The following is a 26,232-nucleotide window of genomic DNA, read 5'->3' as shown; positions in this document are numbered from 1 at the left end:
TTTAGTTATCAAATTTTTTAAATATTAAACAGGCATTTACATCCCCAAATCCGAAACTCGCTTTGGCTATAATATGAGGTTTGACATCAACTTGATGTAATGGTACCCTTGATGGATCAATCATTGCTGCAATCTCAGGATGTAAATCAGTACAATTAATGTTCCCAAATACAAATCCATGATATAACTGCAAAACTGTGGCCACGCATTCTATGCTACCTGCCGCACTGAGACAATGCCCAGTCATTCCTTTTAGCGAGTTTATCAATGGAAAATCTTTCCCTGTACGTCCAAGGGCCTCAGTCCAGTTTTCTATTTCAAAAGCATCTTTGGCCGTTGCCGTTAAATGACCGTTTATGGCATCGACATCCCATCCGGAGACACCCGAATTTTTTAGGGCTTCCGCAATGCATCGGCGTACAGCATCAGCATTTGGAGCTGTCATACTGCCCGTTCCCTGTTGCCCTCCAGAATTTACTTGACCGCCCAATAATTCGCCATATATCATGGCCTTGCGTTCTATGGCACTTTCCAAATCCTCCAATAGCAGGGCTCCAGCTCCACTACCCGGGACGAATCCTGCGGCTGTTGCACTCATTGGGCGAGAACCTTCCGAAGGGCGGTCATTATGTTGCGAACTACAGACACGCAGTGCATCAAAACCACCCCAAATATAAGGTCCACTATCTCCAGTACTACCTGCTAGCATGCGCTTTGCTCTTCCGGACCTAATCCGGTCATATGCCATTAGAATTGCTTCGGTTCCGGTAGCACAGGCAGAGGAATTGGTGGTTACCTGATTTCCGAGCCCTAATTTCCCACCTAAATATGCACTGACACCACTGTTCATCGTTTGGGCAACGACTGTACTGCCTAGCCTACGTGTTTGCAGCTCATCAATTTTATAAATACTCTCCCGAAACTTATCGATACCTGAGGTGCCTGAACCAAATACTGTTCCGCTATCCCAATCGGGGACCGAATTTAAGGCAATAGGAAAACCTGCATTTGTCCAAGCCTCCATTCCTGCTATGACACCATATAATATGCCTGTACTGTTAAAACCCCTGAGCTCAAGTTCCGTGAAATATTGTCTTTTGAGATCATCCGATACTTGTGGCATTCCAGCAATCTGACAGGAAAATTGCAATTTTTCCAACTGCACATCATGTCTAACACCGGAGACACCCTCTTTTAGCGCCTGTGTAAAGGCCGGTACTCCCACTCCATTGGGTGCAACGACCCCTAATCCAGTAATAACAACTCTCTTCATAGCTCCTCAGTAATCATACCTGCCAATATTCCCTTACAAACCTCCTGGCCAGCTTCATTTTTCATTGTAACTGTACACTTTAACTTTCCAAACCTAAAATATATTTTTTTTGAAATTACCGTAACTTTTTCCTTCGGATACACGGGTTTTAAAAATTGTATTTCAGTAGAAGTCAACGCAATAGAAGAACCCTTTTTCAAGTCTTTATTGAGCAGAAAAATTCCCAAACAAGCTAAACCTATTTGGGCCATCGTTTCGATCAGAATAACTCCTGGAGTGATCGCTTTTTCATTAAAATGTCCTCTATAAAAATCCAAATTTTCATCAAAGGTATAGGTACCTGCAACACCTTCCTCATCGACATGGGTCAACGCATCGACAAATAAAAACGGGGCACTGTAAGGCAATTTCGCTAGTATAGAATTCAGATCCATCATTCAAATTTTGTAGGTTACCACTGTAATAAAACGCGCTGCGCCGAAAATCCAGGACCGAAACTCAGCATCAGCCCTAATTCACCGACCTGAGGACTACGTTTCATAATACGTTCGAGGACATATAACACCGTAGCGCTCGACATATTACCATACTGTGCCAGCACAGCCTTAGTATCCTCAATATCTTTATCAAATTCAGCAAAAATATCTTCGATTGTAGCTACAATCTTTTTTCCACCTGGATGAAAAATCATGTAATCAACATCTTTAATTTTAAGCTGGTTCTTCTTCAAAAATGGATGTATAACAGCGTCAAAATGAGACGCGATCACATTCGGCACTTCAACATCCAGTATCATCTGCATACCGCTGTTTGTCAGCTTAAATCCCATAATATCTTCCGCATCGTAAAAATGGTACATCTCCTGATCGATAATCACCGGACCATTGTCTGACTCGTCGGAGGAAAGCAGACAGCAAGCTGCACCATCACCAAATATTGCGGCACTGACCATATTTGACATGGAGAAATCTTCCAGCTGAAAAGTTGCTGTTGGCGCTTCGACGGCTATGACCGCAGCACGTTTGCCTGGATTAGCCTGAAGAAAATTTTTAGCATAAATAATACCTGAAACACCGGCAACACAGCCCATTTCGGTAACTGGTAACCGCACAGTATCCTGTCGGAGTTTCATCTTATTGATGAGATACGCGTCTAGGGAAGGGATCATAATTCCAGTACAACTCACTGTAATGATATAATCCAGAGACTGCGGATCCCATCTGGTCTGTTCAAGGGCCTTACGAAGTGCTTGCTCCCCTAGGACCGTTGCCTCCCGGCAGTACACATTATTTTTTTCTTCAAAAGACGTCGCAGTGAAGACCTCTCTCGGATCCATAATAGCATATCGTCTTTCCACAGCGGAACCTTCGAAAAGTTTCTTGATCTTCTTAATAAAGCGAGGCTCTTGTCCATGGAGCCAAATATCCAATAGCGGAAGGATATCAACGGTAGCACAAGAGTATCTAGGGAGTTGCTTCGCAACAGTTATTATTTTAACATTCATATATTGGAAATTATCCACTGGTAACGAAAGGCCCATTTCCATTGGATGCTATAATTTTCTAGTTTCAGTTTATTGGAAAATTGTGTAAGTTCCTCTTTTTTAAACCCACGCAGTATAGAAACAAGCCCGTCCACTTTTGTCATTCTATTTAACCTAAAAAGAACAGCAATGGTTTGAAAAAGCCGGTAAGCAATTTTACTCCTTTGTAAATCGTTAATGACGACCCCTAATTTTGATACGTTGACCAGACTACCTAGCAAACGAAGGATCTCTTCATCGTCAAAATGATGTATGGTAAGCGTACACAGAACAATGTCATACTTGACATCTTCAAAATTCTCTTCAAAGATATCCGCACACAAATAGGATATATTGGTATAATCTTTAGACAAATCCCCCGCATAATTTATTGTATAGGGGTTGGCATCTATACCGAGCATTGAAAGCTTAATATGATGTCTATTGCCATAATCGCTCAACATGCGAAGCATGTCCCCATTGCCACAACCGATATCCACAATCGTTATTGTTTCATTCTTGCAGCTGGTTGAAAGCAATTTTTTTACACCGTTCAGCGTAATGCTATTTCCGCCTAAAAAACGATTAATCTTTGCTATCCTGTCTAATGTGGTCCGAAGTTCTTCTCCTTCGAGCAGAAAATCGTCCATGATCTCATGCTCCGATGTTCTCTGTTTTGTGTTTATTCCCATTTTATTGACCTTGCATTTCCATGAGTTTGTTTAATAATCCAGCTGAGCATTTTCGGAAAAAATGAGGCAGTCTTCATTAAAACTGCGGTCCCTATTTTATAGCTTAACAGCCGCGACAGAAGTCGTCCGAATAAGAGGCGTCTTTTAAACGTTCGATTCCATTGCTTGACATAAGCCTTTTCCAATTGCTTTCGTGAATGAATATGACCCCGGTAATATTCCAGGACAAGCTCAGAAGCTATTTTTGCACTGTGTATCGCCATCGCAATCCCATTTCCGCACAATGGATGAATAAGACCGGCTGTATCACCAATCATAAGAATATGGTTTTCTACCGTTGATTTCTTATCAAATGAAAATTGACTGATCGTGAGCGGTTTTTCAAAAAGTAGCCTATTGTGCTCAAAAAAATACTTAAGATGTCTGTTTTTAGACAAAACATACTTCTGATAATCACCTATGTTTTTGTATCTCTTGAACGTTTTTACATCGGCAAGATAACATAAATTTATCCGCTCATCTTCGACCTTGGAAATCCCACAATAGCCTCCTTCAAAATGATGCAAGGCAATTAGGTCATTCGGAAAATCGCCCGAATAGTGTGCCTTAACAGCCATCCAAGGAGAGGTTTTCGTTATAAAATCACGGGATAAGAGCTGATCGATATTGCTGCGTTTTCCATACGCGCCCAGTACAATTTTTGATCTTAATACCTGATCTTGAAACGAAACAGTAAATGTATCAGCGCTAAAGGATATACCTGTTACAGTAGCAATAACAATTGTACAGCCATTACTTTTTGCTTGCTGATATAACAGATCATCCAACGCGTAACGACTGATACCAATCCCACCCAAGGGTAACCTGACCCTATTCATCTGCCCGCCTTCTGTTGTGAACTCAAGCTCCTGAATGTGTGTTGGATATAGCGATTCAACATCCACTTGCAGCCAATGTAGGTAGGCCAAAATTTCATTCGAAACATATTCGCCGCAAACCTTATGACGAGGAAAATCATGTTTTTCGATTAACGTCACGTTGAATCCTTGTTTAGACAGATGCAATGCACTTGTAAGTCCGGCCAAACCACCGCCTATAATAATCACATCAGGATTTATTGTCATATATCCAAGTTTGCTCTATATGCGTATCATTTACAAAAATAAACGCCATAAATCGTACTTCAGTTTCCTAAATTGGTTGCCCCTCGCTATTCAACAAACGATTCTTGATAAACCTGTCCTCGGTCTAACATCTCCCTGCATAGGGCAATATCGTCCATACGCTTTTATCAAAAGTCTATCTGATAACAGCCCTTTGCGATAAATAGTTTTTATTTGGGTGTAAAATAAAAAGCACTTTAATTTACCTGATAGACAACCGGCTTAACCACTGCGGTAAGTTGAGTAAAGAAGGCGTCTACCTGAATTTATCTTCACGGTCGACAAACAATTTATCCAGAAAAAGATATCTGTTCCGAAATTCTTCAGCAGACGCCTTCACCTCAATATTCAAATTCAGAATATTCATGCGTTTATCTTTTGCTGTTGTTTTCGGCCAGGTTGCGAGCCCTTTTCCATTTGGATCGCCCGTCTTGATAAAATTAATAAAGTACTGCTGACCAAGTTTTGATACCTTGTAATCGTCTTCCGTCCATGCAAAGACATCATTGCTCTGCAGATTTCCCAATAAATATTCAATATCACTCGCATGGAAAGCACCCGGTAGGGGCTGTGGGCTTTTTTCCTTAGCTTCCTGCGCAGATTTCTTGGTAATTCCGCCGGCAAGCCCGGTTTGAGCATCGCGGTATGCCGGTTGCATGGGTGGTCGCGGTTTACCGAATATATAAACGTAGACTGGCTGACCGCTATTCTTTCGTTGCAGATCAAGCCATTTCCAGGTACTATAAACGATAAAATTATCGCTACCTAAGGCAGTTGCTGACCGAATGACTTCCGCCTCTGTCTTTCCAGGATAAAGCTTGAGCACTTCGTCAGCCTTAAGGTCATATTGTGCTCTTACTAATTTTTCATAATTCTCCGGAGATGGATACAATTTACCCATGTAGGCGGTATATGGAGCTTCCGTAGACGTCCAGCCTGCAAGTAGCGGGACTTTAGACTGTTCCCCTGCCTCAAAAATAGCCAAAGGAGATTTAGGCAGAAAATAGCCGTCAACAATCAAACGGGTCGCAAAGGCCCCTGGCTCGCTGGCTTTATCAAGGAGTTCGGCCGCAGGAATTTTACGCAGTTGATCAAGCCCTTCGGCATTTATGCGCGTTGCAAACGCAGTCCCCTGTTGCTCTTGCTCCGTAATAGAGGCAGTGCCATACCGCAAGTTAAAAACACTTCCGCTCTGACCGATAGCACGTTTAAATAGTCCTTTGGACAACGGACTCGTCATCTGGGCAGAAACCGACATACTCCCTGCCGACTCACCACCGATGGTGACGGCATCGGGATCCCCACCAAATGCAGCAATATTTTTCTTGACCCAAACCAAAGCTGCATGTTGATCCAGCAGTCCATAATTTCCGGAAGCATGTTTCGGAGATTCCTCGGTTAATGCTGGATGCGCAAAAAAGCCAAAGATACCAAGGCGATAGTTGACAGTAACGACAATAAGACCTTCTTTGGCAAAACTTTCACCATCATAGCGATTTTCCGATCCATCACCAGCATTGAAACCTCCGCCGTAAAAATAAACTAAAACAGGAAGTTTGCCCGAACCAAGAGTCTTTGGACGCCATACATTCAGGTAGAGACAGTCTTCACTGATCCCTGGTGACCGAAATCGCATGTCCCCATAGATCGGTTTCTGCATCGGAGAATAACCAAAATGATCTGCCTTACGAATACCAGACCAATGTTCAGCAGCTTGCGGTTCTTTCCACCTCAGGTCGCCTACTGGCGGTTTTGCAAAAGGAATCCCTCGAAAAGACTCTACCCCGCTTGACAAGGTAATTCCTTCTAGTACCCCCTCCTCAACCTTTACCTGAGGCATTTGTGCGAAAACAAATGATGCAACCAAAAGCTGAACAACAGTAAAAAAAATATTTTTCATCATAACATCCATTTAAAACTCTATGGTTTTTATTCTTACAGTTAAAATACAAAATAAAACTTATACCGTCGTGATATTCTGTTATTTCAGCACTTGCTTGCTTGCTTGCTTGCTTGCTTGCTTGCTTGCTTGCTTACTTGCAGTGATCAACACATTTAGTTGGCCAGCCACACAAAAAGTAGAATAAGCCATTGCGCAAGAATACATAGCCAAAATGGTTTGCTACTTGGTTCTGTTAAGATTTCGAGTACCTGGATAAACTTCGATCGTACGATCGCATAAAAGCTATCGTTTTTGTCTAAATCGAGGGCATCAAATCTCACTTTATTCAGACCAAAAATGACAATTCGTCGCACCCAAGGGCTCTCGATTTTATTATTTTTCACGTCATTGATCAATTTAAGTTTTGCAAAAGAATAATCAGCGACATTTTGTATTACATCGGGCTGATTCGATTGAAAAATTAATAATACTTTATCAAATGCCGGAAGAATGAGATCATCCTGCCTTTCTTCTACAACAAGACTTGCAATCTTTGAAAATACATATTTGTTGCTAAAAATAAAAAGTAGTACAGGTAGCAGGATCAGTCCAATCAGCCAAATGAATTTAGCTGCGGCTTGCGCAGGACTGACCGTCGAAAAGAAAGCTTCATGACTAGCCTTAAACTGAAAACTGCCAACCACCAAATACAGTAAAGTCGAAACAATAGCCAGCAAATAATATTTGACTAAGGTTTTCGTTCCCAATACGCTTAATTTTTTTAAATACGATAACTGTGTTTTCATCCTGCTATAATTAATTACGCTAATTTAACATTATTCACCAAACATTGATCCATAGGTTTAATTCCCGATCGCTTTCATTTTAAATTCGCCAGGAAAAAATTTTTATTCGTTGATCCACGTTAGCTCCACCCCCAGCTATTCCGTTACAAATAATTTATAAAAAATTTGCGTAGCCAAATAACTACACTTATATTAGTAGTCAAATAAATCAATATGAACTTAAGACGAGATGTTTTCCAAGCTATAGCAGACCCAACCAGAAGAGCGATCTTACTTCTTCTAGCCTCACAAGCCATGACTGCTGGTGCAATTGCAGCCAATTTCAATACGGCAAGACCGACCGTTTCAAAACATTTGCAAATATTGACGGAATGTGAATTATTAAAGTTTCAACAAAATGGACGCGAGATATATTATCAACTCAACCCATCGAAGATGAAAGAAATTGCGGATTTTATTGAACCTTTCCGTCAAATGTGGGACGACAGATTCAATAAATTGGAAGCTATTATGCTAAACTACAAAGACAAATAATATGGAGCCAAAAACTAACGTCCAGGCGGAGGATAATAAACAGGAGATTGTCATTACAAGGGAATTCGATTTGCCTATTGAACTGCTCTTCAAAGCATATGAGGATCCCGAAATTTTCGAGCAGTGGATGGGAACCAAAGTCCTGAAATTGGAAAATAAAAAGCATGGCTCCTATGCCTTTGAAACTTCGCACAACGGCCAGGTCATGTTCAAAGCAAATGGAGCGATACACGAATTCCTCCCCAATCAACGCATCACACGGACTTTTGAAATGGAAAACAGCACATTTCCCGTACAGTTGGAATATTTAACATTTGAAAAAATAAGTGCAGAACGCAGCAGGCTTCACATCCATATAATATTTCAGTCGGTCGCATTTCGGAACCAGCTGTTACAGATGCCTTTTGCGCGAGGAATCAATATGGCGCACAACAGATTACAAGAAATTCTTGCTAAACTTACCTAAAGCACTACATGATGAATCTAAAAATTGAACATTTTTTTGAAAATGCGACAAGATGGAATGAAGAATTCAATCTGTTGAGAGAAATTGTCCGTGGCAATAAAACACTGCAAGAGGATTATAAATGGATGCATCCTTGTTATACATTTGAAGGTAAAAATGTCGTATTGATACACGGGTTTAAAGAATACTGTGCGCTGCTATTCCATAAAGGTGCATTATTAAAAGATCCCAAAAATATACTGATCCAGCAAACCGAAAATGTTCAGTCAGCCAGACAGCTTAGATTCACCACTATTGAGCAGATAGAATCATTGCGAGAAGTGATATCGACATATATTCAGGAGGCCATCGAAATTGAAAAATCAGGCAAGAAAGTTGACATGCGAAAAGCTGCCGATTACCCTGTAGCGGAAGAATTTAAGCGTGCCTTACTTGAAGACCCTTTACTTCAAAAAGCTTTTCAATCACTTACACCAGGTCGACAAAAAGGGTATCTATTCTACTTTAACCAGGCAAAACAAGAGAAAACACGTGAGGCGAGAATCGAAAAATATTACCAGCATATTCTAGATGGAAAAGGTATCGATGACTAACATATTTATTACAGTTTATCCGTTATATATTTGTCTATAAAGAGTAGATTTGTCTACAATCAAATAGACAGAACCAGACCAAGACGAACGATTATAACTATTATTGCAATCCGATATAGTCAATTCGTCGACTAATATATAGCTGAATTCACATGAATAAAAAATTTGTATTGCTCATCTGCGGCCTATTGCCCATTTTTTCACAAGCACAGAAAAAGAACAACGCAACACAACGCCCCAATATCGTCTTTATCCTAACGGACGATTTCACAGCCCAAGCATGGGGCGTATATGGCGGTATTTTAAAAGATTTTGTCAAAAATCCGAATATTGAAAAATTAGCCAGTCAGGGGGCGGTACTCAATAATACATTCTGTACCAATGCAATTTGCACCCCTAGCCGTGCAAGCATACTGACAGGACAGTACAGTAATAAAAACCAAGTCTACACACTGGAAGATGCGTTGGATCCCGATAAGGAAAATATCGCCAAGGATCTGCACAATGCGGGCTACCAAACTGCTGTGTTTGGGAAATGGCATCTAAAAAAAAGGCCAAGTGGATTTGACGATTTTAAAGTTCTTCCTGGACACGGTGTTTATCATAACCCGACTTACCTCTCTAAAGACAACTGGAATGATAAGGAAGAGGCCGGTACACCTTACGAAGGCTATGTAGATGATATCACCACAACGATGAGTCTGGATTGGTTAAAATCACGCAACCCCGATAAACCCTTCTTCTTAATGTGTCATTACAAAGCGACGCATGAACCCTTTGATTTTGCCGAGCGATTCAAAGATTACTACAAAGATGTGGAGTTTCCTTATCCCCCAACATTTTTGGATTCAGGAGCAATCACAACTGGACGCTCTTTTGAAGGGCAGCCCTTGGAGGAGCTTGGCCACCGTTATGAGCAAGCTTCGGTAGGCCCTTTTTGGACATCTTATCCTGAGCTTCCGTTTTCAACAAAAGGAATGGCCCCTTTGGAAGCCCGCAAAAAGATCTACCAAAAGTTCCTCAAAGATTATCTGCGTTGCGTCGCTGGAATCGATGATAATCTAGGGAAAATTATGCGCTATCTTACAACGGCAAATTTGGACGAAAATACCGTTGTGATCCTGGCTTCCGACCAAGGATACTTCTTAGGAGAACACAATTTTATGGATAAACGATTGATGTACGAAGAATCACTGCGCATGCCTTTTGTGATCAGCTACCCCAAAGAAATCAAAGCTGGTAGTCGATTAGACGACATGATTCTAAATATCGATTTCGCTGCACTATTTGCAGACTATGCCGGCATCAAAAAACCCGCCTACATCCAAGGCGAAAGCTTCCGGAATAACCTCAAAGGAAATACATCCAAAGCATGGCGGTCTGCCATGTATTACCGTTACTGGCAACATGCACCAATACGCCCGGCGCATCTTGGAGTCCGTGATGAACGCTACAAACTGATCTATTTCTATGGACAGCCATTAGAAATGACGGGCAGCGACTCCAAAACAACAGCTCCTGCTTGGGAATTCTATGACCTGCAGCAAGATCCCATGGAAACACACAATGCCATTCTAGACAAAAAATATGTCAAAGAAATTGCCAGGTTGAAGAAAAAGTTGGCTAAACTTAAAGCTGAAGCGGGCGATGATGATGCAACAAGGGCAGCTTTTCAGCAGGTTCTCAAACAAGAATACTTAATCGTTAAATAATTAAATGCAAACGATGGATTTGAAGTATATATTTTCTTTTATATCATTCTTATTTAACCTTGGAGCTTCAGCAGCTTCTATTACGGATGAGAATAAACCAGCTCCACCCCCAAACATCATTATAATTTTAATGGATGATATGGGCTATGCCGACCCAGTCTGCTATGGTGGTGGCCCTTACCAAACGCCAAATATCGATAAACTCGCAGCACAAGGTCTTCGTTTCACCGATTTTTATGCCGCGCAGCCAATCTGTACAGCTTCCCGAAGTGCCCTATTAACTGGCTGCTACCCTACGCGAATTGGCATTAGCGGCGCGATTGACCATAATGCCAAATTTGCACTTAACCCCGATGAACAAACGATCGCCGAACTATTGAAAAGCAAGGGATATAAAACCGGCATGGTCGGAAAATGGCATCTTGGACATAAAGAACCTTACCTTCCCCTTCAAAATGGCTTTGACGAGTTCTATGGACTTCCCTACTCCAATGATATGTGGGCCTACGATTATGAAGGAAAAAAATGGAAAGATTCAACTTTTTGGCGGGCCCAATACCCCCCACTTCCCTTAATCGAAGGCAACAAAACAGTTAAAATTATCGATTCTTTTGATGGTCAGGATCAATTGACCACCGATTATACAAACCGAGCGGTCTCTTTTATCACACGTAATAAAAACAACCCTTTCTTTCTCTATTTAGCCCATGCCATGGTTCATGTCCCACTTGGCGTTTCCGAAAAATTTAAAGGCAAAAGCGGTGCCGGTATGTTTGGGGATGTTATGGAAGAAGTAGACTGGTCCGTAGGCGAAGTGATGAAGACGTTGGAACAAAATCATCTGCTCGAAAACACTATTGTTATTTTCACGAGTGACAATGGTCCATGGCTCACGTTTGGAAACCACGCCGGTTCGACAGGAGGGCTCAGAGAGGGTAAAGCAACTATATTTGATGGTGGATTAAAAGTACCTTGCATTATAAGCTGGCCCGGTCATGTTAAACCTGCAACTGTAAGTAACCAGCTTTTGACCAATATGGACTTACTACCAACGATTGTCAATATTACCCAGGCAGCCAAGCCAACAAAGAAAATCGATGGGATTGATTTTACAGAGCTTCTATTGGGTAATCCCCAAAGTACTCCACGAGATGAACTCGCTTATTATCATAATAAAAACAATTTGAAAGCAATCCGAAAAGGAAAATGGAAGCTTGTTTTTCCTGCTGAAACCGAAACATACGAAGCACCTGCAACCATAGGCGGCGATCGGTATCCAGGAAAATATGCTACAGTAAAAGTCCCCTTGGCATTATATAATCTTGCAATTGATCCCGGTGAAGATAGAGATCTAAAAGATCAATATCCCGAAATTGTCAAACAACTCCAACAGGTAGCAGATAAATATCGTCGCACGCTGGGTGACGGATTAAATAACATGGAAGGGACTGAAATACGTCCGGCAGCACAGTTATAGTGCAAAAAAAGGGATCCAACACGACACATTTGGATCCCTTTTTTTTGCACTATAACTGATCTGTTAAACAGCAGTATAACCACCATCAACTAAGTAATACCCTCCGGTCATAAAAGACGATTTATCCGAACTTAGGAAAAGAACCAGCTCAGCGACTTCCTCTGCCTTTCCCAAACGTCCAATAGGGTGTTTACTGATTAACGCATTGATATGCTCTTTATCCAACTTAGCCAATAACGGTGTATCAATATAACCAGGTCCAACCGCATTACAACGAATATTTTTTTGACCATATTCTGCGCCGATGTTCTTTGTCAGTCCCACTACAGCATGTTTGGCTGAAGTATAAGCACTTGACATAGGCGCAGCCACGGTACCATGAATAGAAGCCATATTGACAATAACACCACCTCCGTTCCGCTCCATGGCCTCTATCTGATATTTACATCCATAAAATACGCCATTGAAATTAATATCAATTACTTTTTTCCATCCATCGAGACTGTAATCTCCCGTTAGTGCAGCCTCTCCACCAATACCAGCATTATTGCATGCAATATCAAGGCGGCCAAATGTCTTGACGGCGTAACCAACCAAGGCTTCATTGTCAGCGGGAGATGAGCTATCTGCTTTGAAAAACACAGCTTCGCCTCCTAGAGATTCAATTTGTTTTACGGTTTCATTCCCCGCTTGCTCGTTGATATCCGAGACAACGACCTTTGCACCTTCTTTACCATAAGCCAATGCAACTGCCAGTCCGATCCCCGAACCCGCACCTGTTACTAAAGCTACTTTATCTGCTAAAATTTTCATATGATATAAATTTTATGATAGATACAATTTACTAAAAGCAACGTGGAATCAAGCGAAAAGGGCGATTTACTTCAATTAAAACGAAACTAAAATGACATTACTTGAAAAGTTAACCCTGCAGCTGTGGATATTTTTTATATAATCTGTCCAAAAACAAACGCCCCATCAACTGAAGCCTCGCCTGTGTTTCAAACATACCTGAACCTGGAGAAATAATACCATGTGGCATACGCTGAACAGTACCATAATAAATAATATCGAGCCCATTTCCATTGACGTCAAGATGCATTTTCTTAGGTTTCAAGCCCATGACAGAGCCCATGCGTGTTACTTTTTCAGAATTAGTAATCTGCGCAGTTCGCGCATCGAGCAAGGTTTCATGATCAAAAACCAAATGGTCTCTCACCTCCCCATCATCGAAAAATATGTAATGCAACTCGTTGTTGCTCAGCACCAGATAAGAAGCGTTATCCCGCTCATTATAACGAGCCTTTACACCTACAGCCGCCCAGGCAACAGTCTTGGCTGCCGTAGCTGCAGCTGAAGCAACTTTGTCCCCCACCGTTGCTATATACGCACATTGCGTAAAGGCATCAATTGGAGCACCGTTCAATTGTTTTCTTAATTCACTAAATTCATCATTCAACAATTCACCCTTTACGGCAGGAGCTAAGGCAATCCCGGATTCACCTTCATACTTTTTGGCCGTCTCCTTTTGCTTTTTCATCATCATAAGAGAAATGAATACGCAAGCCACAACGATAACGGCAAAAATACCAATGTACAACATCATAAAATAAAATTTAGAATGGGTTTATAATTCAATAAAAAGTCCAAAAAGTGAACAACCTATTCAGGTTTCCTCTTTCTGGTACGATCGACTACAAAAATTTTGCCAGACTAAAGAATTTTATCCGGGTAGTGAATATTATTTAAAGCAGTCTGGTGCATATCAACCCAAATATCATTGTTTGACTGCTGTATAAGCCAATTTGGAGAGCTTCGCATGTCGGCATCCGCATCATTATTGTAAATGGATGGAAAATCAGACTCTTTGGCCCTAAGCAAAACAACGATCGTACCAGCCATGAGCAAAGGGATATCGCCTAAAACGAGATTATAAAAACCATCTTCAAGCAATCCCGGACTAAAACGCTGTAAACTGTCATAACTACGTTCCAATTTGCCAATCAATTTTTCCAGTTCATGTGGATAATGAACCTCAACATAAGACTCAAACAAAGCCGAACCTTTATTGTAGAACCCCGCTTTCATGAGGTTTAATGCTTCATTTCTATAAACCTGCAACCAACGATCCGAAGCTAGATCATGATATTCCGTCTCTACCTCTTTACCATCACGTTTCAAGGCCCAAAGCTTAAGCTCCTCAAGCCGTTCTGTTGTTTCCATTCCATTTTTTTCCATAAGACTATCGCTGCCGCTCTTTGAGTTCCAATTGCAATAGAATATCCCGTTTCTTACCTTCGATTAAAGACAAATTGCCCGCAACAAAAACACCTTTCTGTCCCGAATTTTTGCTAATACCATACACTGATGATTCATCGTCAGGATCTGATGCACCTTCGTAGCGAAATAAATAGTCAATTCTGTACTGATCTGCATCAGCCAACAAATCGTCAAATTCAATATTATAGTCTATTGTATAGCCTAAGTCGTTTAACTTTTCCAAAGCAACACTTGCAGAGGAGTACCCATGCATTCTTTCCATAGTTGATTGTTCTAAATCCGATCTAAATTCTAATTTTTATTATAAAACGATTGACAAAAGGGTTTTGTTTTCCGCAATTTGAAATAGTTTATTCAAAATCATATTTCTACTTTTGTGCTACCAAACACGATGAAATATGGCAAATCTAGCAGCACCAGCGTATCAGCATACACCTCAACTCGCTTTTCAACGATTACTCGATGTCTTATATACCTTACGGGTTGAATGTCCCTGGGATAAAAAACAGACTATGGAATCCCTTCGACATTTGACTATGGAGGAAATGTATGAATTAACCGACGCCATTTTGGAAAAAGATTATCCAGAAATCAAAAAAGAACTTGGTGACGTCTTGATGCATCTGGTATTCTATACCCGCATTGCCGAAGAAGAAGGACATTTCAACATCGTAGATGTACTCAATGCAATCTGTGATAAATTGATTACGCGCCATCCCCACATCTATGGCGACACCAGTGCTGATACAGAAGATCAAGTCAAGTCCAATTGGGAAACAATCAAGCTCAAAGAAGGCAATACATCTGTTCTTGCTGGTGTCCCAAAAGGCCTACCCGCTTTGGTAAAGGCCTATCGTATCCAAGATAAAGTTCGCGGTGTCGGCTTTGACTGGGAAGATAAGAAACAAGTATGGGAAAAAGTAGAGGAAGAGCTTGCCGAATTTAAAGCCGAATTTAATCTGGAGACAGCGCTTCCAATGGATCAGGAAAAAGCAGAAGGGGAATTTGGCGACCTTTTATTCTCCTTAATAAATTATGCACGGCATATTGGCATAAACCCTGAAAATGCACTTGAACGCACCAACAAAAAATTCATTGAACGGTTTACCTATTTAGAACAAAAAGCCGCTGAAAATAAGCAACAACTGCAGGAAATGAGTCTAGAAGAAATGGACGTTTATTGGAATGAAGCTAAAAAATTAAAAAAATAACGCAATCCCTAAAAAGGGAGTCACGGACCGAATTTAATTCGACTTTGTCAAATTTATGCGTAAATTCGCAGGAATATGGAAACAGTTGTTAGCGGTATCAGAAGTACCGGAAAATTACATTTAGGAAATTACTACGGCGCATTGAGCAATTTTGTGAAAATGCAAAACGAATATAATTGCTTTTTTTTCATTGCGGATTTACATTCACTAACGACCCACCCCACTCCTCATGGACTTCAGGGAACGGTTCGTCAAGTTATTGTTGAATATTTAGCTGCAGGAATAGACCCCGAAAAATCGACTATTTACGTTCAATCAGATGTTCCAGAAGTTGCGGAACTCTATCTATATATGAATATGAACGCCTATCTCGGCGAGCTAGAACGCGCTACAGCATTTAAAGATAAAGTTAGAAGCAGTCCAGATAATGTTAACGCAGGTTTATTGACCTATCCGGTCTTGATGGCCTCTGATATATTGATTCACCATGGCACAAAAGTGCCCGTAGGTAAAGATCAGGAACAGCATTTGGAGATGACGCGGACTTTTGGAAATCGCTTCAATCGCTTATACAACGTAGATTATTTTAAAGAAGCGTTTGCGTTCTCCTACGCTGACAAATTGGTGAAAGTTCCCGGACTTTCAGGCCAGGGAAAAATGGGTAAATCCAATGGTGAAGCAGATTGTATTTATCTATCGGACAGTGAAACCGTAATTCGTAAAAAAGTGATGCGCGCTGTATCCGATTCTGGTCCGACGGAAATGAACCAGCCTAAGCCTGAAGCTATCCAAAATCTTTTTGATTTAATGAAGGTCGTATCTACTGCAGATACGTTACAGCATTTTGATGAACTCTATAACAAATGCGAAATTCGTTATGGTGATTTCAAAAAACAATTGGCAGAAGATATGGTCCTTGCAACCAACGATGTACGCTCCCGTATAGAGGATATATCAAACGATGATGCATACATTGCTAAAGTTGCAAAAATGGGCGCTGAAAAAGCAAGCGAATCCGCGCACAAGACGCTGAAAGAAGTTCGTGAGATTATTGGTATTAAAAGATTTTATTAAGCTAGAAATAATATGCACATCGCTATCGTTGGAAATATAGGTGCCGGCAAAACAACATTGACCGAAATGTTGGCCAGTCACTTTAAATTTGAACCTCAGTTTGAAGCTGTAGACAACAATCCTTATCTGGAAGATTTTTATTCGGACATGAAACGCTGGGCATTCAATCTTCAGATTTTTTTCCTCAACAGTCGCTTTAGACATATTGTAAAATTGCAGGAAACTGGCATTGATATGATTCAGGATCGTACCATTTATGAAGATGCTTATATCTTTGCCGAAAACTTGTATGATATGGGTTTAATGAGCGCACGTGATTTTGAAAACTATAGTAATATTTTTCAAAGCATTATCCATTATATCAAACCGCCAGATTTATTGATTTACCTCAAAGCCTCTGTCCCTACCCTGGTGAATAATATCCAAAAAAGGGGGCGTGACTATGAATCCGCAATTCGCTTGGATTATCTGTCGAAACTGAACGATAAATATGATAAATGGATCAATAATTACAAAGAAGGTAAGGTCATGATTCTGGACAAGGACAACCTGGATTTCACCACAAACCCAGAGGACCTCGGCAATATCATTCAAAAAATCGAAGCCGAATTATTCGGATTGTTCGAATAATCAGCGAATTAAAAAGCCTGTAAAATAACGTTATTTTACAGGCTTTTTGATAACTTCCAATTGCCCATCCATTGATAAAAAATAAAAGATGAAATTTTTAGGTATTATCCCTGCTCGATATGCATCGAGCAGATTCCCTGGAAAACCCCTGATCGACATCGAAGGAAAAACGATGATCCAGCGTGTCTACGAACAGGTCAAAAAATCAACAAAATTAAACGAAGTGGTTGTCGCAACCGACGATCAACGCATAGCACAAACTGTACTTTCCTTTGGTGGCAAAGTCGTCATGACAGCAGAGCACCACCAATCGGGCACAGATCGTTGCGCCGAAGTTATAACGGATATAGAAGGTTATGATGTTGCCATCAATATACAGGGTGACGAACCCTTTATTGACCCCGCGCAAATTGATCTTTTAGCACATTGTTTTGAAGACACCACTACGCAGATAGCGACCCTAGTCAAAGAAATTACAGCGGAGGAGGAACTATTCAATGTAAACATCCCTAAAGTTGTCCGAAACAGCAAAGGAGAAGCAATCTACTTTAGTAGGCAGACCATTCCTTTTTTAAGAGGTGTGGAAAAAGACCAATGGTTACAAAAGCAAACATTCTATAAACATATCGGAATATATGCTTACCAGGTAGATACATTAAAAGCCCTGACACAACTTCCCATTTCTATGCTAGAAGAAGCAGAGGCATTGGAACAGCTGCGCTGGTTAGAAAACGGTTACGCCATTCAAACGGCAATTACAACGCATGAAACGGTCGCCGTGGATACAAAAGAAGATCTCGCTAAAATATTAAAACTATTTTTTAATAAATAGTAAAGCTTACCGGTGTTCGGTATAGCATAACGACCGGACACCTTCCAATAGTACCTGCTTATCCGAATCACTTAATTTGATCATCTGCGCTTTTGCTCTGATCAATTCATCCAATTGCAATTTGGTACTCACACCAACGAGTGCTGTACCAACAGCTGCGTTAGAAAGCACATAAGATAGTGCAACAATCATATTGTCTTTTCCGATACGTTTGGAAAGATTTGCCAAGTTTCTCACGATATGGGCCACCTCTCCCGAACTATACTGAAGAAAAGGTTCAATAGGTTTGTTGATGAGAACACCTTTGGCTAATACACCGCGTACGACGATACTTACACCCCGTTCTTCCAACAAGCCACTGATTTCTTCTTCTGGTCTTCTATCCAATAGACTGTATTGCATCATTACTGAGGCAATGTCAGATTTGGACAAAAATGCCTTGATAACGTTTGGGCGAATTGATGAAATGCCATAAGCACGGATTTTCCCTTGTTTCTTCAACAACTCAAACGCTTCAACAATCTCCTCTATCGGATCTTCTATTGTACCACCATGTAACTGATAGAGGTCGATGTAATCCGTTTTTAAACGTGACAACGAACCTTCCACAGCCTTGATAATATAGTCCTTCGAAGCCTTCCAATCCCAACCGGATCCATCTGCACGCCAAAGGTTACCAACTTTCGACGCCAAAACAATATGCTTGCGAAAGCTTTGCACACTCTCCCCGACGATCATCTCGTTTAGGCCTTTATCGTAGAGATCAGCGGTATCGAAGAAAGTGATCCCTTTCTCGTAAGCTTTTTGGATAATATCTTTGGATTGTTTGGACTGATTGCTTTTTAAAGACATACAGCCCAAACCTATTTCCGAAACGATTAAGCTTGTATTACCTAATTTACGTTGTTCCATCTGCACCAATATCAAGCAATTCTACCTCAAATACCAATGTGCTGTTTGCAGGAATTTCACCTGTTGCCCGTTCGCCATAGGCTAATCTACTAGGTATAAAAAATTTATACTTTGCACCTTTCGACATTAACGGGATTCCAATCTGCCAACCCTTGATCACCTGACCCAAGGATAGTTTCAATGGCTCCTTACGATCGTATGAGCTATCAAATTGCTTTCCATTGAGTAAGGTACCTTTATAATGCACTGTTACCTCATCGTCACTTTTTGGTTTTGGACCTTCCGCCTCATTTAGAACAAGATATTGAATTCCTTCAGCTGTAGATTTCATCCCAACAACCTTTGCATTTTCGGCAAAAAATTTATCTTCTTCAGCACGGCTAGCAGCCTCTTTTTTAGCACGAACATCCATGATCGCCTGCTGGATAACAGCTCTTCCTTGGCCTTCTTCCAATAGCGATTTCTCCCCTTTCAAGACATCCGAAATTGCTTTTGCAATAACATCTGACTTCAAGTAATCGATCTCAATAGATTTTAATGAATTTCCGATATCGGCACCAAACGCATAAGACACAGAATCGGCCTTCGTTTTCAGTTGATTTGTTGTACTTGATTTAGTTGTGACGACCTTCTTCTTCGCCGTCATGTTCGTTTTTTTTTGTTGGGCAAATCCTGTGACTGTTGTCAAGGATAATAGGGCTAATGCAATATACTTCATGTTTGTTTAACGGTGCTTCTGCACGATTTCATTTATAATTTCCTGCGTGATATTAGGGTAATCAACTTCAACCCTAGATTTACTGTTGAGCCAGGCTTCTATCGCCAGCATGTTTTTCTGTTTTAAGCTCGAAATTACAGGCACCCCCATCTCCTCCAATGACGCTGCATTCAAATGCTGCTCATATTGGTTTTTCATCGGGATAACTAACAGTTTCTTTTTCAAATATAACGCTTCTGCCGGTGTTTCAAAACCTGCCCCACATAAAACTCCAGAAGAAGATGCCATACTATCAATAAAAGATTGGTTATTGATCGGTCTTATCGTTACATTTTTCATGTCAAATGCCTTCGAATTATGTTTGCTAAAAACATCCCACTTCACATCTGGAAACTTCATCAAATGCTTTAAAAGATGCGCATCGTCATATGCCGGGAGGTAAACCGTATAATGTCCCTGCTCTGTCACATTCAATTCACGAACAGCATTACGGATAACCGGTTGGTAAATATTCTTGGCGTACCGCTTAAAATGGAAACCATAGGAATGGGTAGACGGGGCATAATTTTTCATAATAAATTTGCCCAACATATCACTATCTTCTGGCTTAGGACTCGATGGATCTAAGGCAGCAATCTGATGGCTCAACCCAATGCATTCCAAATCTTTTGAATGACAAGCCCAAGCAGAAATTGGTTCAAAATCATTGATCACCAAATCATAGTTTTCTATGGGCAAGCTCTTAATTTCATTCGTAAATTTACGAATCGTCGAACTCATAAATGTTTTCCACAGATCTACTCCGCCGGATTTTCCAAAGATAAAACTCAACCCGTGAAAACGGTATTTCACTTCGAAAGGTAATGATAGATCTGCTTGAATTCCACTAACCAAAACATCGACTTCCCCTAACTCCCTCAAACAGGGGACAATATCCATTGCCCGGCTCAGATGTCCATTTCCTGTCCCTTGTACGGCATACAATATCTTCATAACGACTGTATTTTGTGTCGGCAAATTAATCAATTTTAACGAGTATCAATATTATTTTATTGTTTAGTTATGTTAAGAAAATATAAATTAACATCAATAAAAAAAGTTGTTAATCCATTTTTAATTTTCCTTTACGTATATTTAATATCAACAATTAATTAATAGCCAGTTTGATACCCCATGAAGTCTCTATTTTATAGAATGCTTTGCATAGTCTCCATGCTAATTTTAACATCGTGGGGATTTTTTGCTCATAAAAAAATTAATCATTATGCCGTCTTTGCGCTCCCTGCTCAGTTGGCTAAGTTTTATAAATCCAATATTGACCTTATTACCGAAAAAGCTGTTGATCCAGATAAACGCTGCTTCACAGACAGCGCTGAAGGCCCAAGACATTTTATAGATTTAGAGGACTACCGCAAGGAAAGTACAGTTGACTCCATGCCGATACATTGGTCACAGGCCAAAGAGAAATTTCAAGAAAGGCAATTGTTAAAAAATGGTATTGTGCCCTGGCAAATCAATCTTACTTATCAAAAGCTTGTTAAGGCCTTTCAAGCAAAAGATTATAAACGGATCATCAAACACTCAGCAGAACTCGGCCATTATATTGCTGATGCCCATGTTCCATTGCACACGACTAAAAATTATAATGGACAGCTGACGAATCAACTCGGTATACACGCATTCTGGGAGAGCCGCTTACCGGAAATGTTTTCAGAAAAATACAACCTTCGCGTTGGAAAAGCCAACTATATCAAAGATCCCTTAGCGGAAGCCTGGGGTATCGTCCGTGAAAGCAATCGCCTTGTGGATTCTGTATTGAGCATTGAAGCCCGGCTTAATCGTCAATTTAAGGCATCTCAAAAAAAATCTTTTATTGAGCGAAACAATCAATTGGTATGGACCTATTCCGACAGTTATGCTAGAGCTTATCATGAAGCCATGAACGGTATGGTTGAAAGGAGAATGCAAAAAACCATTTTACGCGTTGCTTCCTATTGGTATTCAGCCTGGCTCGAATCCGGCCAACCCGACTTGACTAACATCGAAAAAATAAAAAGCAGCGACAAGCAAGATCACATCGATATAACGGGGAAAAAGCGTATCGGCCGAGAAGAATGGATGTAAGAAGGTTACAAAATATCATCCGGACTACCAGTATTATTCACGCCGGACTATTTATTTTTTAGTCAGCTAAGCTACTTTTGCAGCGTAAAATCTAGGAAAGCATGTTGAATAAGAATATTACGTTAACAAACGTTGCATTAGTGCTGAGTATTGGAGCTGCGACTGCTCAGATTAAAGACACAACCACTTTGGGCGAAGTCATCATTAATCAAAATCGCTTACAGATCCCTTTTTCAAAACAGAGCAAAAATATCCAAATATTGACGCAGGAAGATATACAGAGACTACCAAATCGATCAATCAACGAGTTGCTTAGCAATATCCCAGGCGTTGATATTCGCCAACGTGGACCATTTGGTTCGCAGGCAGATATAAGTATCGACGGTGGGTCTTTTGAACAGACGGCGATCCTACTCAATGGTGTTAAAATCACCGATCCACAGAGTGCCCATCACAATATGAACCTTCCGGTTCCTCTGGAGGCCATCGAGCGCATCGAAATAATTCGGGGGCCGGCTTCACGGATTTTCGGTATTAATGCACTAACCGGTGCCATTAACATCGTAACAAAGAAAATTGAATCAAATCAAATTAGCGCCCAGGTATATAGTGGTTCTTCATTCAAAGATAATGAGCAGACAAGTGCAGGCAAGTATTATGGTAAAGGTGTTCAGCTTGGCTCACAGTTCTTAACCAAGCAAACAAGCCACGGTTTATATTTTGGCCACGAAGATTCGAATGGACAACGCTATAATACAGCCGCCAACAATAATAAACTCTATTATGACGGTACATATCAACCGAATACAGCCAATATGATAAAAGCCAATGTTGGCTATATCAACAATCAATTTGGAGCCAATGGTTACTATGCTGCACCGAGTGACAAGGAAGCTTATGAACAGGTTAAGACAGCTTTCGCTTCCCTGCAGTCCAAGCATCAATTAACACAGGCATTTTCCATCAGTCCACGTCTCAGTAATCGCTACAACGAAGATGAATATTGGTATTTAGGCCGAGAAACAACCAAAGGTAGATCCAAACATTACAGCAACGTCTTCGGAGCAGAAATCAATGCTACATTGGAGCAAAGTTATGGTACATTTGGCTTAGGATTAGAAAGTCGATTTGAACGCATCAATAGCACCAGTATTGGCGACCATAACCGGGAGAATTACGGCGGATACCTTGAATTCAAAACAGAGGCGATCAAAAAACTGATGATCAACTCTGGTGCCTACATCAATTACAACTCAAAATTTGGCTGGCAGGTATTCCCGGGTCTAGATTTGGGATATGATATTACCGAACATTGGAAGATTGTAGTCAACGCAGGTTCTAGCCAGCGGATCCCTTCCTTTACGGATCTTTACACCAATCAGACAGCCAACGTCGGAAACCCCACACTGAGCTCTGAAAATGCCTATCAGATCGAAAGTGGTATAAAATACTTATCCAATCGGATTATTTCTCAAGCGGGCTATTTCCATCGAAGGATAAGCGATTTCATAGACTGGCAAAAAGAGGATGCCACTACAGGAAGCGGAACGATCATTCCCTGGAAACCAATAAATATTGGAAAAAATAAAATTGATGGATTCAATGCTTCATTCCGATATAATATCAATGATCCCAGCGCAACGACACGATACTTTACAACGCTAAGTTATAATTATCTCAACCCAAGCATAACATTAGCAGACGGGATACTATCCAAATATGCTATTGAAAGCTTAAGGCATCAAGTTATTGCCAACTTTACCATAAACCACAAGAACTGGATGTTAACTTCTGCAAACCGCTTTAATGAGCGTATCAGTTACAAATCTTATTTCATCGCTGACGTAAGAGGATCGTACCAACTCCACGACTTAAACATCTTTGTGGATGTTCAGAATATATTTGACAAGAGTTATATAGAAGCTGCCGCCGTTCCAATGCCCGGTCGTTGGTTTAGTATCGGCGCAAAATATAAACTGAACTATTAAACCCGATCAAATGGCAAAATCGGTTCTCTTCCCTTTTCCCATCAATTATAAAAAAGTCCCAAATGGAATGACCATTTGGGACTTTTCATTGTGCTATTGACACATAGAAGCATGTACCATGCCCTAGTTAAGAAAACGCCAACTATAAAATAAGTTACTTTTTCTTGGGAAGAACAGATAAAATTCCCCCAATTAAATGTTTTTGAAACTCGGGTTCGTCATAGGACTCATCGGTATGTCCAAGCCCGGTATAGAAGACTTTCCCTCCGTCGTAGGTCTGGGTCCAGGAGATTGGATGTTGATCCCCCATTTTTCCACCTTGGTAGCTTTTTTCATCCAAATTCATCAACACATGCAATCCGTCCTTCACGTCCTTGAAATTATACCATTCATCTTTGTGCCACCAGATCGGATCGAGGTGCTTGGTGGCCGCATGTTTTCTGTCCAATACGTCAATTTTGGCTTTTTGTACGGCAGGATGGGACGCAAAATATGCCCCTACAAGGCCGTTATACCAGGGCCAATCAAACTCAGTATCCGTCGCGGCATGGATACCCACAAACCCTTTTCCTGATTGGATATACCGCACAAAAGCTTCCTGTTGCGCAATATCGAGAATATCGCCAGTTGTACTCAGAAAGATAACAGCGTCATATTTTTTCAATCCCTGATCTGTAAACAGAGCAGCATCCTCCGAATGATCAGATTTTATCTTTTCTTTATCTAGCAATTGTTTAAGTACCTGTGCGCCCTTTTCGATGCTTCCGTGTCTAAACCCTTTTGTCTTGCTAAAGATCAATACTTGCCTTTGTGCCTGAACAGCAGCTGATATCCCCAACAGGAGAAACAGAAAAATGAAGATTCTATTCATGATATAAATGGTTATTATGATGATTTAAGTTTAGGTTTACTATTTTCCGCAACGAAATCGCGATAAAAATAGCTGTACAGAAATGCCGCGCATTCTCCCGATACACGGCTTTTCTGTTTTATTATTGTGTGATTAGCTCACGGTAAAAATCAAGACTTTCTATAATATCATCCTCAGAAACGTAGATATCATATTGACAACTGCCAATTTGGTCAAGCAATGCGAAACCGATCTGATTGGACAGGTTTTTCTTATCATTTCGCATCAGATCCAACAAGGCTGTATCAATGGATGAATCAAATGTGTAATCGTTGAAATATTTTCTAAAAGTTTGGATCAAATCGTTTAATTCATCCAAAGGCAAACCATTCAATTTATGCGATAGATACCCCTCACAAATCATTCCTACTGCAATAGCTTCTCCATGTAATAAAGGTGAAGCATCGTTCAACAAAGAGTATCCCTCAATAGCATGACCAATTGTATGGCCAAAGTTTAAAATTTTACGCAGTCCTTTTTCTTTCGGATCCTCAAGGATAACACGGTTTTTGATCGAAACAGAATGTTTGACCAAAGAATTATCGATTTGATCGATCTCCAATGTTTTCACTCGCTCATAATAAGCCCGATCGAAGATCAGGCCATGTTTGATTACTTCAGCAAAACCTGAGATTAACTGACGTTGATCTAAAGTTTTCAAAAACTGGCTTGAAATAAAAACAGCCTGGGGTTGTGCAAAAGTTCCAATAATATTTTTCACACTTCCCATATCAATACCGGTTTTACCCCCTACTGATGCATCTACCTGGGAAAGTAAAGTCGTCGGAATTTGAATAAAATCCATTCCTCTTTTGAATGTTGATGCTGCAAATCCACCCATATCGGTCACCACACCACCACCAAGATTAATCATCAATGAATGTCTATCAGCTCCGAAATCGAGCATATTATGCCATACACCAATACAGAAATCAATATTTTTATTTTCTTCGCCCGGATCTACTTCTATCACATCATAATTCGCTAAATTGGGTAAAGCTTGCTGAAATAGCGGCAAACAATTATCCAAAGTATTGGTATCCACCAATACGATGATCTTTGAGTAATTGCGCTCAGCTAAAAACGCCTCTAAAGAGGCCAACGTATCATCAAAATATACCTGATAGCCCAAACTTTCTATGACTTCCATTCTATGATTCTTTAAGGTTTAAGTTTTCTATTTACCAATATTGTTTAATATTACACCAATTTTATTTCCATCCCATCAAATTCAACAACATCTCCTGGTCTTAATTTGAGTCTTTTCCGGTAATCAACCTGCCCATTATACTTCACATACCCTTCTGCCACAACCCATTGAGCCATAGCACCATGCTCTACCCAATTTAAAGCTTTAAGTAACTGTATAAGCTGGATATATTCGCCCTCGATTTTAAATTCTTGCATTTCACAAAAATAGTGGTTTCACTGAG

Annotated in this window: 28 protein-coding genes; 11 read left to right on the top strand and 17 right to left on the bottom strand. The window is 40.5% G+C overall.

Annotated elements, in window-relative coordinates; all coding sequences use genetic code 11:
* Position 1 precedes the first annotated feature (1 nt).
* The 7 genes from K2F45_RS10365 to K2F45_RS10335 form a co-directional block, all read right to left on the bottom strand.
* On the bottom strand, positions 2-1,273 hold the full coding sequence (locus tag K2F45_RS10365; protein WP_248933491.1) for a beta-ketoacyl-[acyl-carrier-protein] synthase family protein: 1,272 nt from the start codon (positions 1,271-1,273) through the stop codon (positions 2-4).
* Positions 1,270-1,710, bottom strand: a complete 441-nt coding sequence (locus tag K2F45_RS10360) for a 3-hydroxyacyl-ACP dehydratase FabZ family protein (RefSeq protein ID WP_232475751.1) — start codon at positions 1,708-1,710, stop codon at positions 1,270-1,272. Before K2F45_RS10360 ends, K2F45_RS10365 begins: the two co-directional genes overlap by 4 nt.
* A 14-nt stretch (positions 1,711-1,724) precedes the next feature.
* The gene (locus tag K2F45_RS10355; RefSeq protein WP_248933490.1) at positions 1,725-2,777 is read right to left on the bottom strand and encodes a type III polyketide synthase; all 1,053 of its coding nucleotides are present in this window, start codon (positions 2,775-2,777) and stop codon (positions 1,725-1,727) included.
* Positions 2,774-3,487 carry a methyltransferase domain-containing protein gene (locus tag K2F45_RS10350; RefSeq protein WP_248933489.1) on the bottom strand — a complete coding sequence of 238 codons (714 nt, stop codon included), beginning with the start codon at positions 3,485-3,487 and terminating at the stop codon, positions 2,774-2,776. Before K2F45_RS10350 ends, K2F45_RS10355 begins: the two co-directional genes overlap by 4 nt.
* Positions 3,478-4,611: an NAD(P)/FAD-dependent oxidoreductase gene (locus K2F45_RS10345; protein ID WP_248933488.1), complete on the bottom strand. Its 1,134-nt coding sequence runs from the start codon at positions 4,609-4,611 to the stop codon at positions 3,478-3,480. The genes K2F45_RS10350 and K2F45_RS10345 overlap by 10 nt, the downstream gene beginning before the upstream one ends.
* A gap of 295 nt (positions 4,612-4,906) precedes the next feature.
* Positions 4,907-6,553 carry a carboxylesterase/lipase family protein gene (locus tag K2F45_RS10340; RefSeq protein ID WP_248933487.1) on the bottom strand — a complete coding sequence of 549 codons (1,647 nt, stop codon included), beginning with the start codon at positions 6,551-6,553 and terminating at the stop codon, positions 4,907-4,909.
* Positions 6,554-6,705: 152 nt separating this feature from the next.
* The gene (locus K2F45_RS10335; RefSeq protein ID WP_248933486.1) at positions 6,706-7,338 is read right to left on the bottom strand and encodes a hypothetical protein; all 633 of its coding nucleotides are present in this window, start codon (positions 7,336-7,338) and stop codon (positions 6,706-6,708) included.
* A 213-nt stretch (positions 7,339-7,551) separates the two neighbouring features.
* Between K2F45_RS10335 and K2F45_RS10330 the strand changes: the two genes are divergently transcribed.
* From K2F45_RS10330 to K2F45_RS10310, 5 genes are all read left to right on the top strand, one after another.
* Positions 7,552-7,872, top strand: coding sequence for an ArsR/SmtB family transcription factor (locus tag K2F45_RS10330; protein ID WP_248933485.1), 321 nt, complete (start codon positions 7,552-7,554; stop codon positions 7,870-7,872).
* 1 nt (position 7,873) lies between these two features.
* On the top strand, positions 7,874-8,338 hold the full coding sequence (locus tag K2F45_RS10325) for an SRPBCC domain-containing protein (RefSeq protein WP_248933484.1): 465 nt from the start codon (positions 7,874-7,876) through the stop codon (positions 8,336-8,338).
* Positions 8,339-8,346: 8 nt separating this feature from the next.
* Positions 8,347-8,931, top strand: a complete 585-nt coding sequence (locus K2F45_RS10320; protein ID WP_248933483.1) for a YdeI/OmpD-associated family protein — start codon at positions 8,347-8,349, stop codon at positions 8,929-8,931.
* A gap of 152 nt (positions 8,932-9,083) precedes the next feature.
* Entirely contained in the window at positions 9,084-10,643 is a 1,560-nt protein-coding gene (locus K2F45_RS10315; protein ID WP_248933482.1) for a sulfatase family protein, read from the top strand.
* A gap of 13 nt (positions 10,644-10,656) precedes the next feature.
* The gene (locus tag K2F45_RS10310; RefSeq protein ID WP_248933481.1) at positions 10,657-12,120 is read left to right on the top strand and encodes a sulfatase family protein; all 1,464 of its coding nucleotides are present in this window, start codon (positions 10,657-10,659) and stop codon (positions 12,118-12,120) included.
* 63 nt (positions 12,121-12,183) lie between these two features.
* Here K2F45_RS10310 and K2F45_RS10305 read toward each other — a convergent pair whose 3' ends face one another.
* From K2F45_RS10305 to K2F45_RS10290, 4 genes are all read right to left on the bottom strand, one after another.
* Positions 12,184-12,933 carry an SDR family NAD(P)-dependent oxidoreductase gene (locus K2F45_RS10305; protein ID WP_075992070.1) on the bottom strand — a complete coding sequence of 250 codons (750 nt, stop codon included), beginning with the start codon at positions 12,931-12,933 and terminating at the stop codon, positions 12,184-12,186.
* 109 nt (positions 12,934-13,042) lie between these two features.
* Positions 13,043-13,726 carry a hypothetical protein gene (locus K2F45_RS10300; protein ID WP_075992069.1) on the bottom strand — a complete coding sequence of 228 codons (684 nt, stop codon included), beginning with the start codon at positions 13,724-13,726 and terminating at the stop codon, positions 13,043-13,045.
* Positions 13,727-13,833: 107 nt separating this feature from the next.
* The gene (locus K2F45_RS10295) at positions 13,834-14,343 is read right to left on the bottom strand and encodes a hypothetical protein (RefSeq protein ID WP_248933480.1); all 510 of its coding nucleotides are present in this window, start codon (positions 14,341-14,343) and stop codon (positions 13,834-13,836) included.
* A 19-nt stretch (positions 14,344-14,362) separates the two neighbouring features.
* The gene (locus K2F45_RS10290) at positions 14,363-14,662 is read right to left on the bottom strand and encodes a hypothetical protein (protein WP_075992067.1); all 300 of its coding nucleotides are present in this window, start codon (positions 14,660-14,662) and stop codon (positions 14,363-14,365) included.
* Positions 14,663-14,798: 136 nt separating this feature from the next.
* Here K2F45_RS10290 and mazG point away from each other — a divergent pair, with 136 nt between their 5' ends.
* From mazG to kdsB, 4 genes are all read left to right on the top strand, one after another.
* Complete coding sequence (mazG, locus tag K2F45_RS10285; RefSeq protein ID WP_145327416.1) at positions 14,799-15,611, top strand: nucleoside triphosphate pyrophosphohydrolase; 813 nt, start codon at positions 14,799-14,801, stop codon at positions 15,609-15,611.
* A gap of 75 nt (positions 15,612-15,686) precedes the next feature.
* A complete protein-coding gene (trpS, locus tag K2F45_RS10280) occupies positions 15,687-16,685 on the top strand; it encodes a tryptophan--tRNA ligase (RefSeq protein WP_145327417.1) in 999 nt (332 codons plus the stop codon).
* A 12-nt stretch (positions 16,686-16,697) separates the two neighbouring features.
* The gene (locus tag K2F45_RS10275) at positions 16,698-17,315 is read left to right on the top strand and encodes a deoxynucleoside kinase (protein ID WP_248933479.1); all 618 of its coding nucleotides are present in this window, start codon (positions 16,698-16,700) and stop codon (positions 17,313-17,315) included.
* An 88-nt stretch (positions 17,316-17,403) separates the two neighbouring features.
* Positions 17,404-18,147: a 3-deoxy-manno-octulosonate cytidylyltransferase gene (gene kdsB, locus K2F45_RS10270; protein ID WP_075992063.1), complete on the top strand. Its 744-nt coding sequence runs from the start codon at positions 17,404-17,406 to the stop codon at positions 18,145-18,147.
* A 6-nt stretch (positions 18,148-18,153) separates the two neighbouring features.
* On the opposite strand, the gene K2F45_RS10265 is transcribed toward kdsB, so the two are convergent.
* Genes K2F45_RS10265 through K2F45_RS10255 form a run of 3 tightly spaced genes read right to left on the bottom strand, consistent with a single transcriptional unit; the run spans position 18,154 to position 20,770 of the window.
* A complete protein-coding gene (locus K2F45_RS10265) occupies positions 18,154-19,059 on the bottom strand; it encodes an aldo/keto reductase (RefSeq protein ID WP_248933478.1) in 906 nt (301 codons plus the stop codon).
* Positions 19,046-19,777: an FKBP-type peptidyl-prolyl cis-trans isomerase gene (locus tag K2F45_RS10260; RefSeq protein WP_075992061.1), complete on the bottom strand. Its 732-nt coding sequence runs from the start codon at positions 19,775-19,777 to the stop codon at positions 19,046-19,048. Before K2F45_RS10260 ends, K2F45_RS10265 begins: the two co-directional genes overlap by 14 nt.
* Positions 19,778-19,783: 6 nt before the next feature.
* Positions 19,784-20,770, bottom strand: coding sequence for a glycosyltransferase family protein (locus K2F45_RS10255; RefSeq protein ID WP_145327421.1), 987 nt, complete (start codon positions 20,768-20,770; stop codon positions 19,784-19,786).
* 219 nt (positions 20,771-20,989) lie between these two features.
* On the opposite strand from K2F45_RS10255, the gene K2F45_RS10250 reads away from it, so the two are divergent.
* Together K2F45_RS10250 and K2F45_RS10245 are read left to right on the top strand one after the other, a co-directional pair.
* Complete coding sequence (locus K2F45_RS10250) at positions 20,990-21,901, top strand: zinc dependent phospholipase C family protein (RefSeq protein ID WP_232475749.1); 912 nt, start codon at positions 20,990-20,992, stop codon at positions 21,899-21,901.
* Positions 21,902-22,002: 101 nt separating this feature from the next.
* The gene (locus tag K2F45_RS10245) at positions 22,003-23,889 is read left to right on the top strand and encodes a TonB-dependent receptor plug domain-containing protein (RefSeq protein ID WP_248933477.1); all 1,887 of its coding nucleotides are present in this window, start codon (positions 22,003-22,005) and stop codon (positions 23,887-23,889) included.
* Between the two features lie 154 nt (positions 23,890-24,043).
* Here the strand turns inward: K2F45_RS10245 and K2F45_RS10240 are convergent, their stop codons facing one another.
* From K2F45_RS10240 to K2F45_RS10230, 3 genes are all read right to left on the bottom strand, one after another.
* Complete coding sequence (locus K2F45_RS10240) at positions 24,044-24,760, bottom strand: ThuA domain-containing protein (RefSeq protein ID WP_248933476.1); 717 nt, start codon at positions 24,758-24,760, stop codon at positions 24,044-24,046.
* Between the two features lie 121 nt (positions 24,761-24,881).
* Entirely contained in the window at positions 24,882-25,949 is a 1,068-nt protein-coding gene (aroB, locus tag K2F45_RS10235) for a 3-dehydroquinate synthase (RefSeq protein ID WP_088161118.1), read from the bottom strand.
* A gap of 50 nt (positions 25,950-25,999) precedes the next feature.
* Positions 26,000-26,206 (bottom strand): RNA-binding S4 domain-containing protein, encoded by a 207-nt coding sequence (locus tag K2F45_RS10230; RefSeq protein WP_088161117.1) that lies wholly within the window; start codon positions 26,204-26,206, stop codon positions 26,000-26,002.
* Between the last annotated feature and the right edge of the window lie 26 nt (positions 26,207-26,232).

The organism is Sphingobacterium siyangense, from assembly GCF_023277505.1.
In the GTDB taxonomy this organism is placed as follows: Bacteria; Bacteroidota; Bacteroidia; order Sphingobacteriales; family Sphingobacteriaceae; genus Sphingobacterium; species Sphingobacterium siyangense.
Note: the sequence above shows the minus strand (reverse complement) of the source record. Positions and strands in the feature narration are given on the sequence as shown.

Coding starts and splice junctions, on each gene's coding strand:
- K2F45_RS10365 (WP_248933491.1), bottom strand. CDS start 1,273: ATGAAGAGAGTTGTTATTACTGGATTAGGGGTCGTTGCACCCAATGGA.
- K2F45_RS10360 (WP_232475751.1), bottom strand. CDS start 1,710: ATGATGGATCTGAATTCTATACTAGCGAAATTGCCTTACAGTGCCCCG.
- K2F45_RS10355 (WP_248933490.1), bottom strand. CDS start 2,777: ATGAATGTTAAAATAATAACTGTTGCGAAGCAACTCCCTAGATACTCT.
- K2F45_RS10350 (WP_248933489.1), bottom strand. CDS start 3,487: ATGGGAATAAACACAAAACAGAGAACATCGGAGCATGAGATCATGGAC.
- K2F45_RS10345 (WP_248933488.1), bottom strand. CDS start 4,611: ATGACAATAAATCCTGATGTGATTATTATAGGCGGTGGTTTGGCCGGA.
- K2F45_RS10340 (WP_248933487.1), bottom strand. CDS start 6,553: ATGATGAAAAATATTTTTTTTACTGTTGTTCAGCTTTTGGTTGCATCA.
- K2F45_RS10335 (WP_248933486.1), bottom strand. CDS start 7,338: ATGAAAACACAGTTATCGTATTTAAAAAAATTAAGCGTATTGGGAACG.
- K2F45_RS10330 (WP_248933485.1), top strand. CDS start 7,552: ATGAACTTAAGACGAGATGTTTTCCAAGCTATAGCAGACCCAACCAGA.
- K2F45_RS10325 (WP_248933484.1), top strand. CDS start 7,874: ATGGAGCCAAAAACTAACGTCCAGGCGGAGGATAATAAACAGGAGATT.
- K2F45_RS10320 (WP_248933483.1), top strand. CDS start 8,347: ATGATGAATCTAAAAATTGAACATTTTTTTGAAAATGCGACAAGATGG.
- K2F45_RS10315 (WP_248933482.1), top strand. CDS start 9,084: ATGAATAAAAAATTTGTATTGCTCATCTGCGGCCTATTGCCCATTTTT.
- K2F45_RS10310 (WP_248933481.1), top strand. CDS start 10,657: ATGGATTTGAAGTATATATTTTCTTTTATATCATTCTTATTTAACCTT.
- K2F45_RS10305 (WP_075992070.1), bottom strand. CDS start 12,933: ATGAAAATTTTAGCAGATAAAGTAGCTTTAGTAACAGGTGCGGGTTCG.
- K2F45_RS10300 (WP_075992069.1), bottom strand. CDS start 13,726: ATGATGTTGTACATTGGTATTTTTGCCGTTATCGTTGTGGCTTGCGTA.
- K2F45_RS10295 (WP_248933480.1), bottom strand. CDS start 14,343: ATGGAAACAACAGAACGGCTTGAGGAGCTTAAGCTTTGGGCCTTGAAA.
- K2F45_RS10290 (WP_075992067.1), bottom strand. CDS start 14,662: ATGGAAAGAATGCATGGGTACTCCTCTGCAAGTGTTGCTTTGGAAAAG.
- mazG (WP_145327416.1), top strand. CDS start 14,799: ATGGCAAATCTAGCAGCACCAGCGTATCAGCATACACCTCAACTCGCT.
- trpS (WP_145327417.1), top strand. CDS start 15,687: ATGGAAACAGTTGTTAGCGGTATCAGAAGTACCGGAAAATTACATTTA.
- K2F45_RS10275 (WP_248933479.1), top strand. CDS start 16,698: ATGCACATCGCTATCGTTGGAAATATAGGTGCCGGCAAAACAACATTG.
- kdsB (WP_075992063.1), top strand. CDS start 17,404: ATGAAATTTTTAGGTATTATCCCTGCTCGATATGCATCGAGCAGATTC.
- K2F45_RS10265 (WP_248933478.1), bottom strand. CDS start 19,059: ATGGAACAACGTAAATTAGGTAATACAAGCTTAATCGTTTCGGAAATA.
- K2F45_RS10260 (WP_075992061.1), bottom strand. CDS start 19,777: ATGAAGTATATTGCATTAGCCCTATTATCCTTGACAACAGTCACAGGA.
- K2F45_RS10255 (WP_145327421.1), bottom strand. CDS start 20,770: ATGAAGATATTGTATGCCGTACAAGGGACAGGAAATGGACATCTGAGC.
- K2F45_RS10250 (WP_232475749.1), top strand. CDS start 20,990: ATGCTAATTTTAACATCGTGGGGATTTTTTGCTCATAAAAAAATTAAT.
- K2F45_RS10245 (WP_248933477.1), top strand. CDS start 22,003: ATGTTGAATAAGAATATTACGTTAACAAACGTTGCATTAGTGCTGAGT.
- K2F45_RS10240 (WP_248933476.1), bottom strand. CDS start 24,760: ATGAATAGAATCTTCATTTTTCTGTTTCTCCTGTTGGGGATATCAGCT.
- aroB (WP_088161118.1), bottom strand. CDS start 25,949: ATGGAAGTCATAGAAAGTTTGGGCTATCAGGTATATTTTGATGATACG.
- K2F45_RS10230 (WP_088161117.1), bottom strand. CDS start 26,206: ATGCAAGAATTTAAAATCGAGGGCGAATATATCCAGCTTATACAGTTA.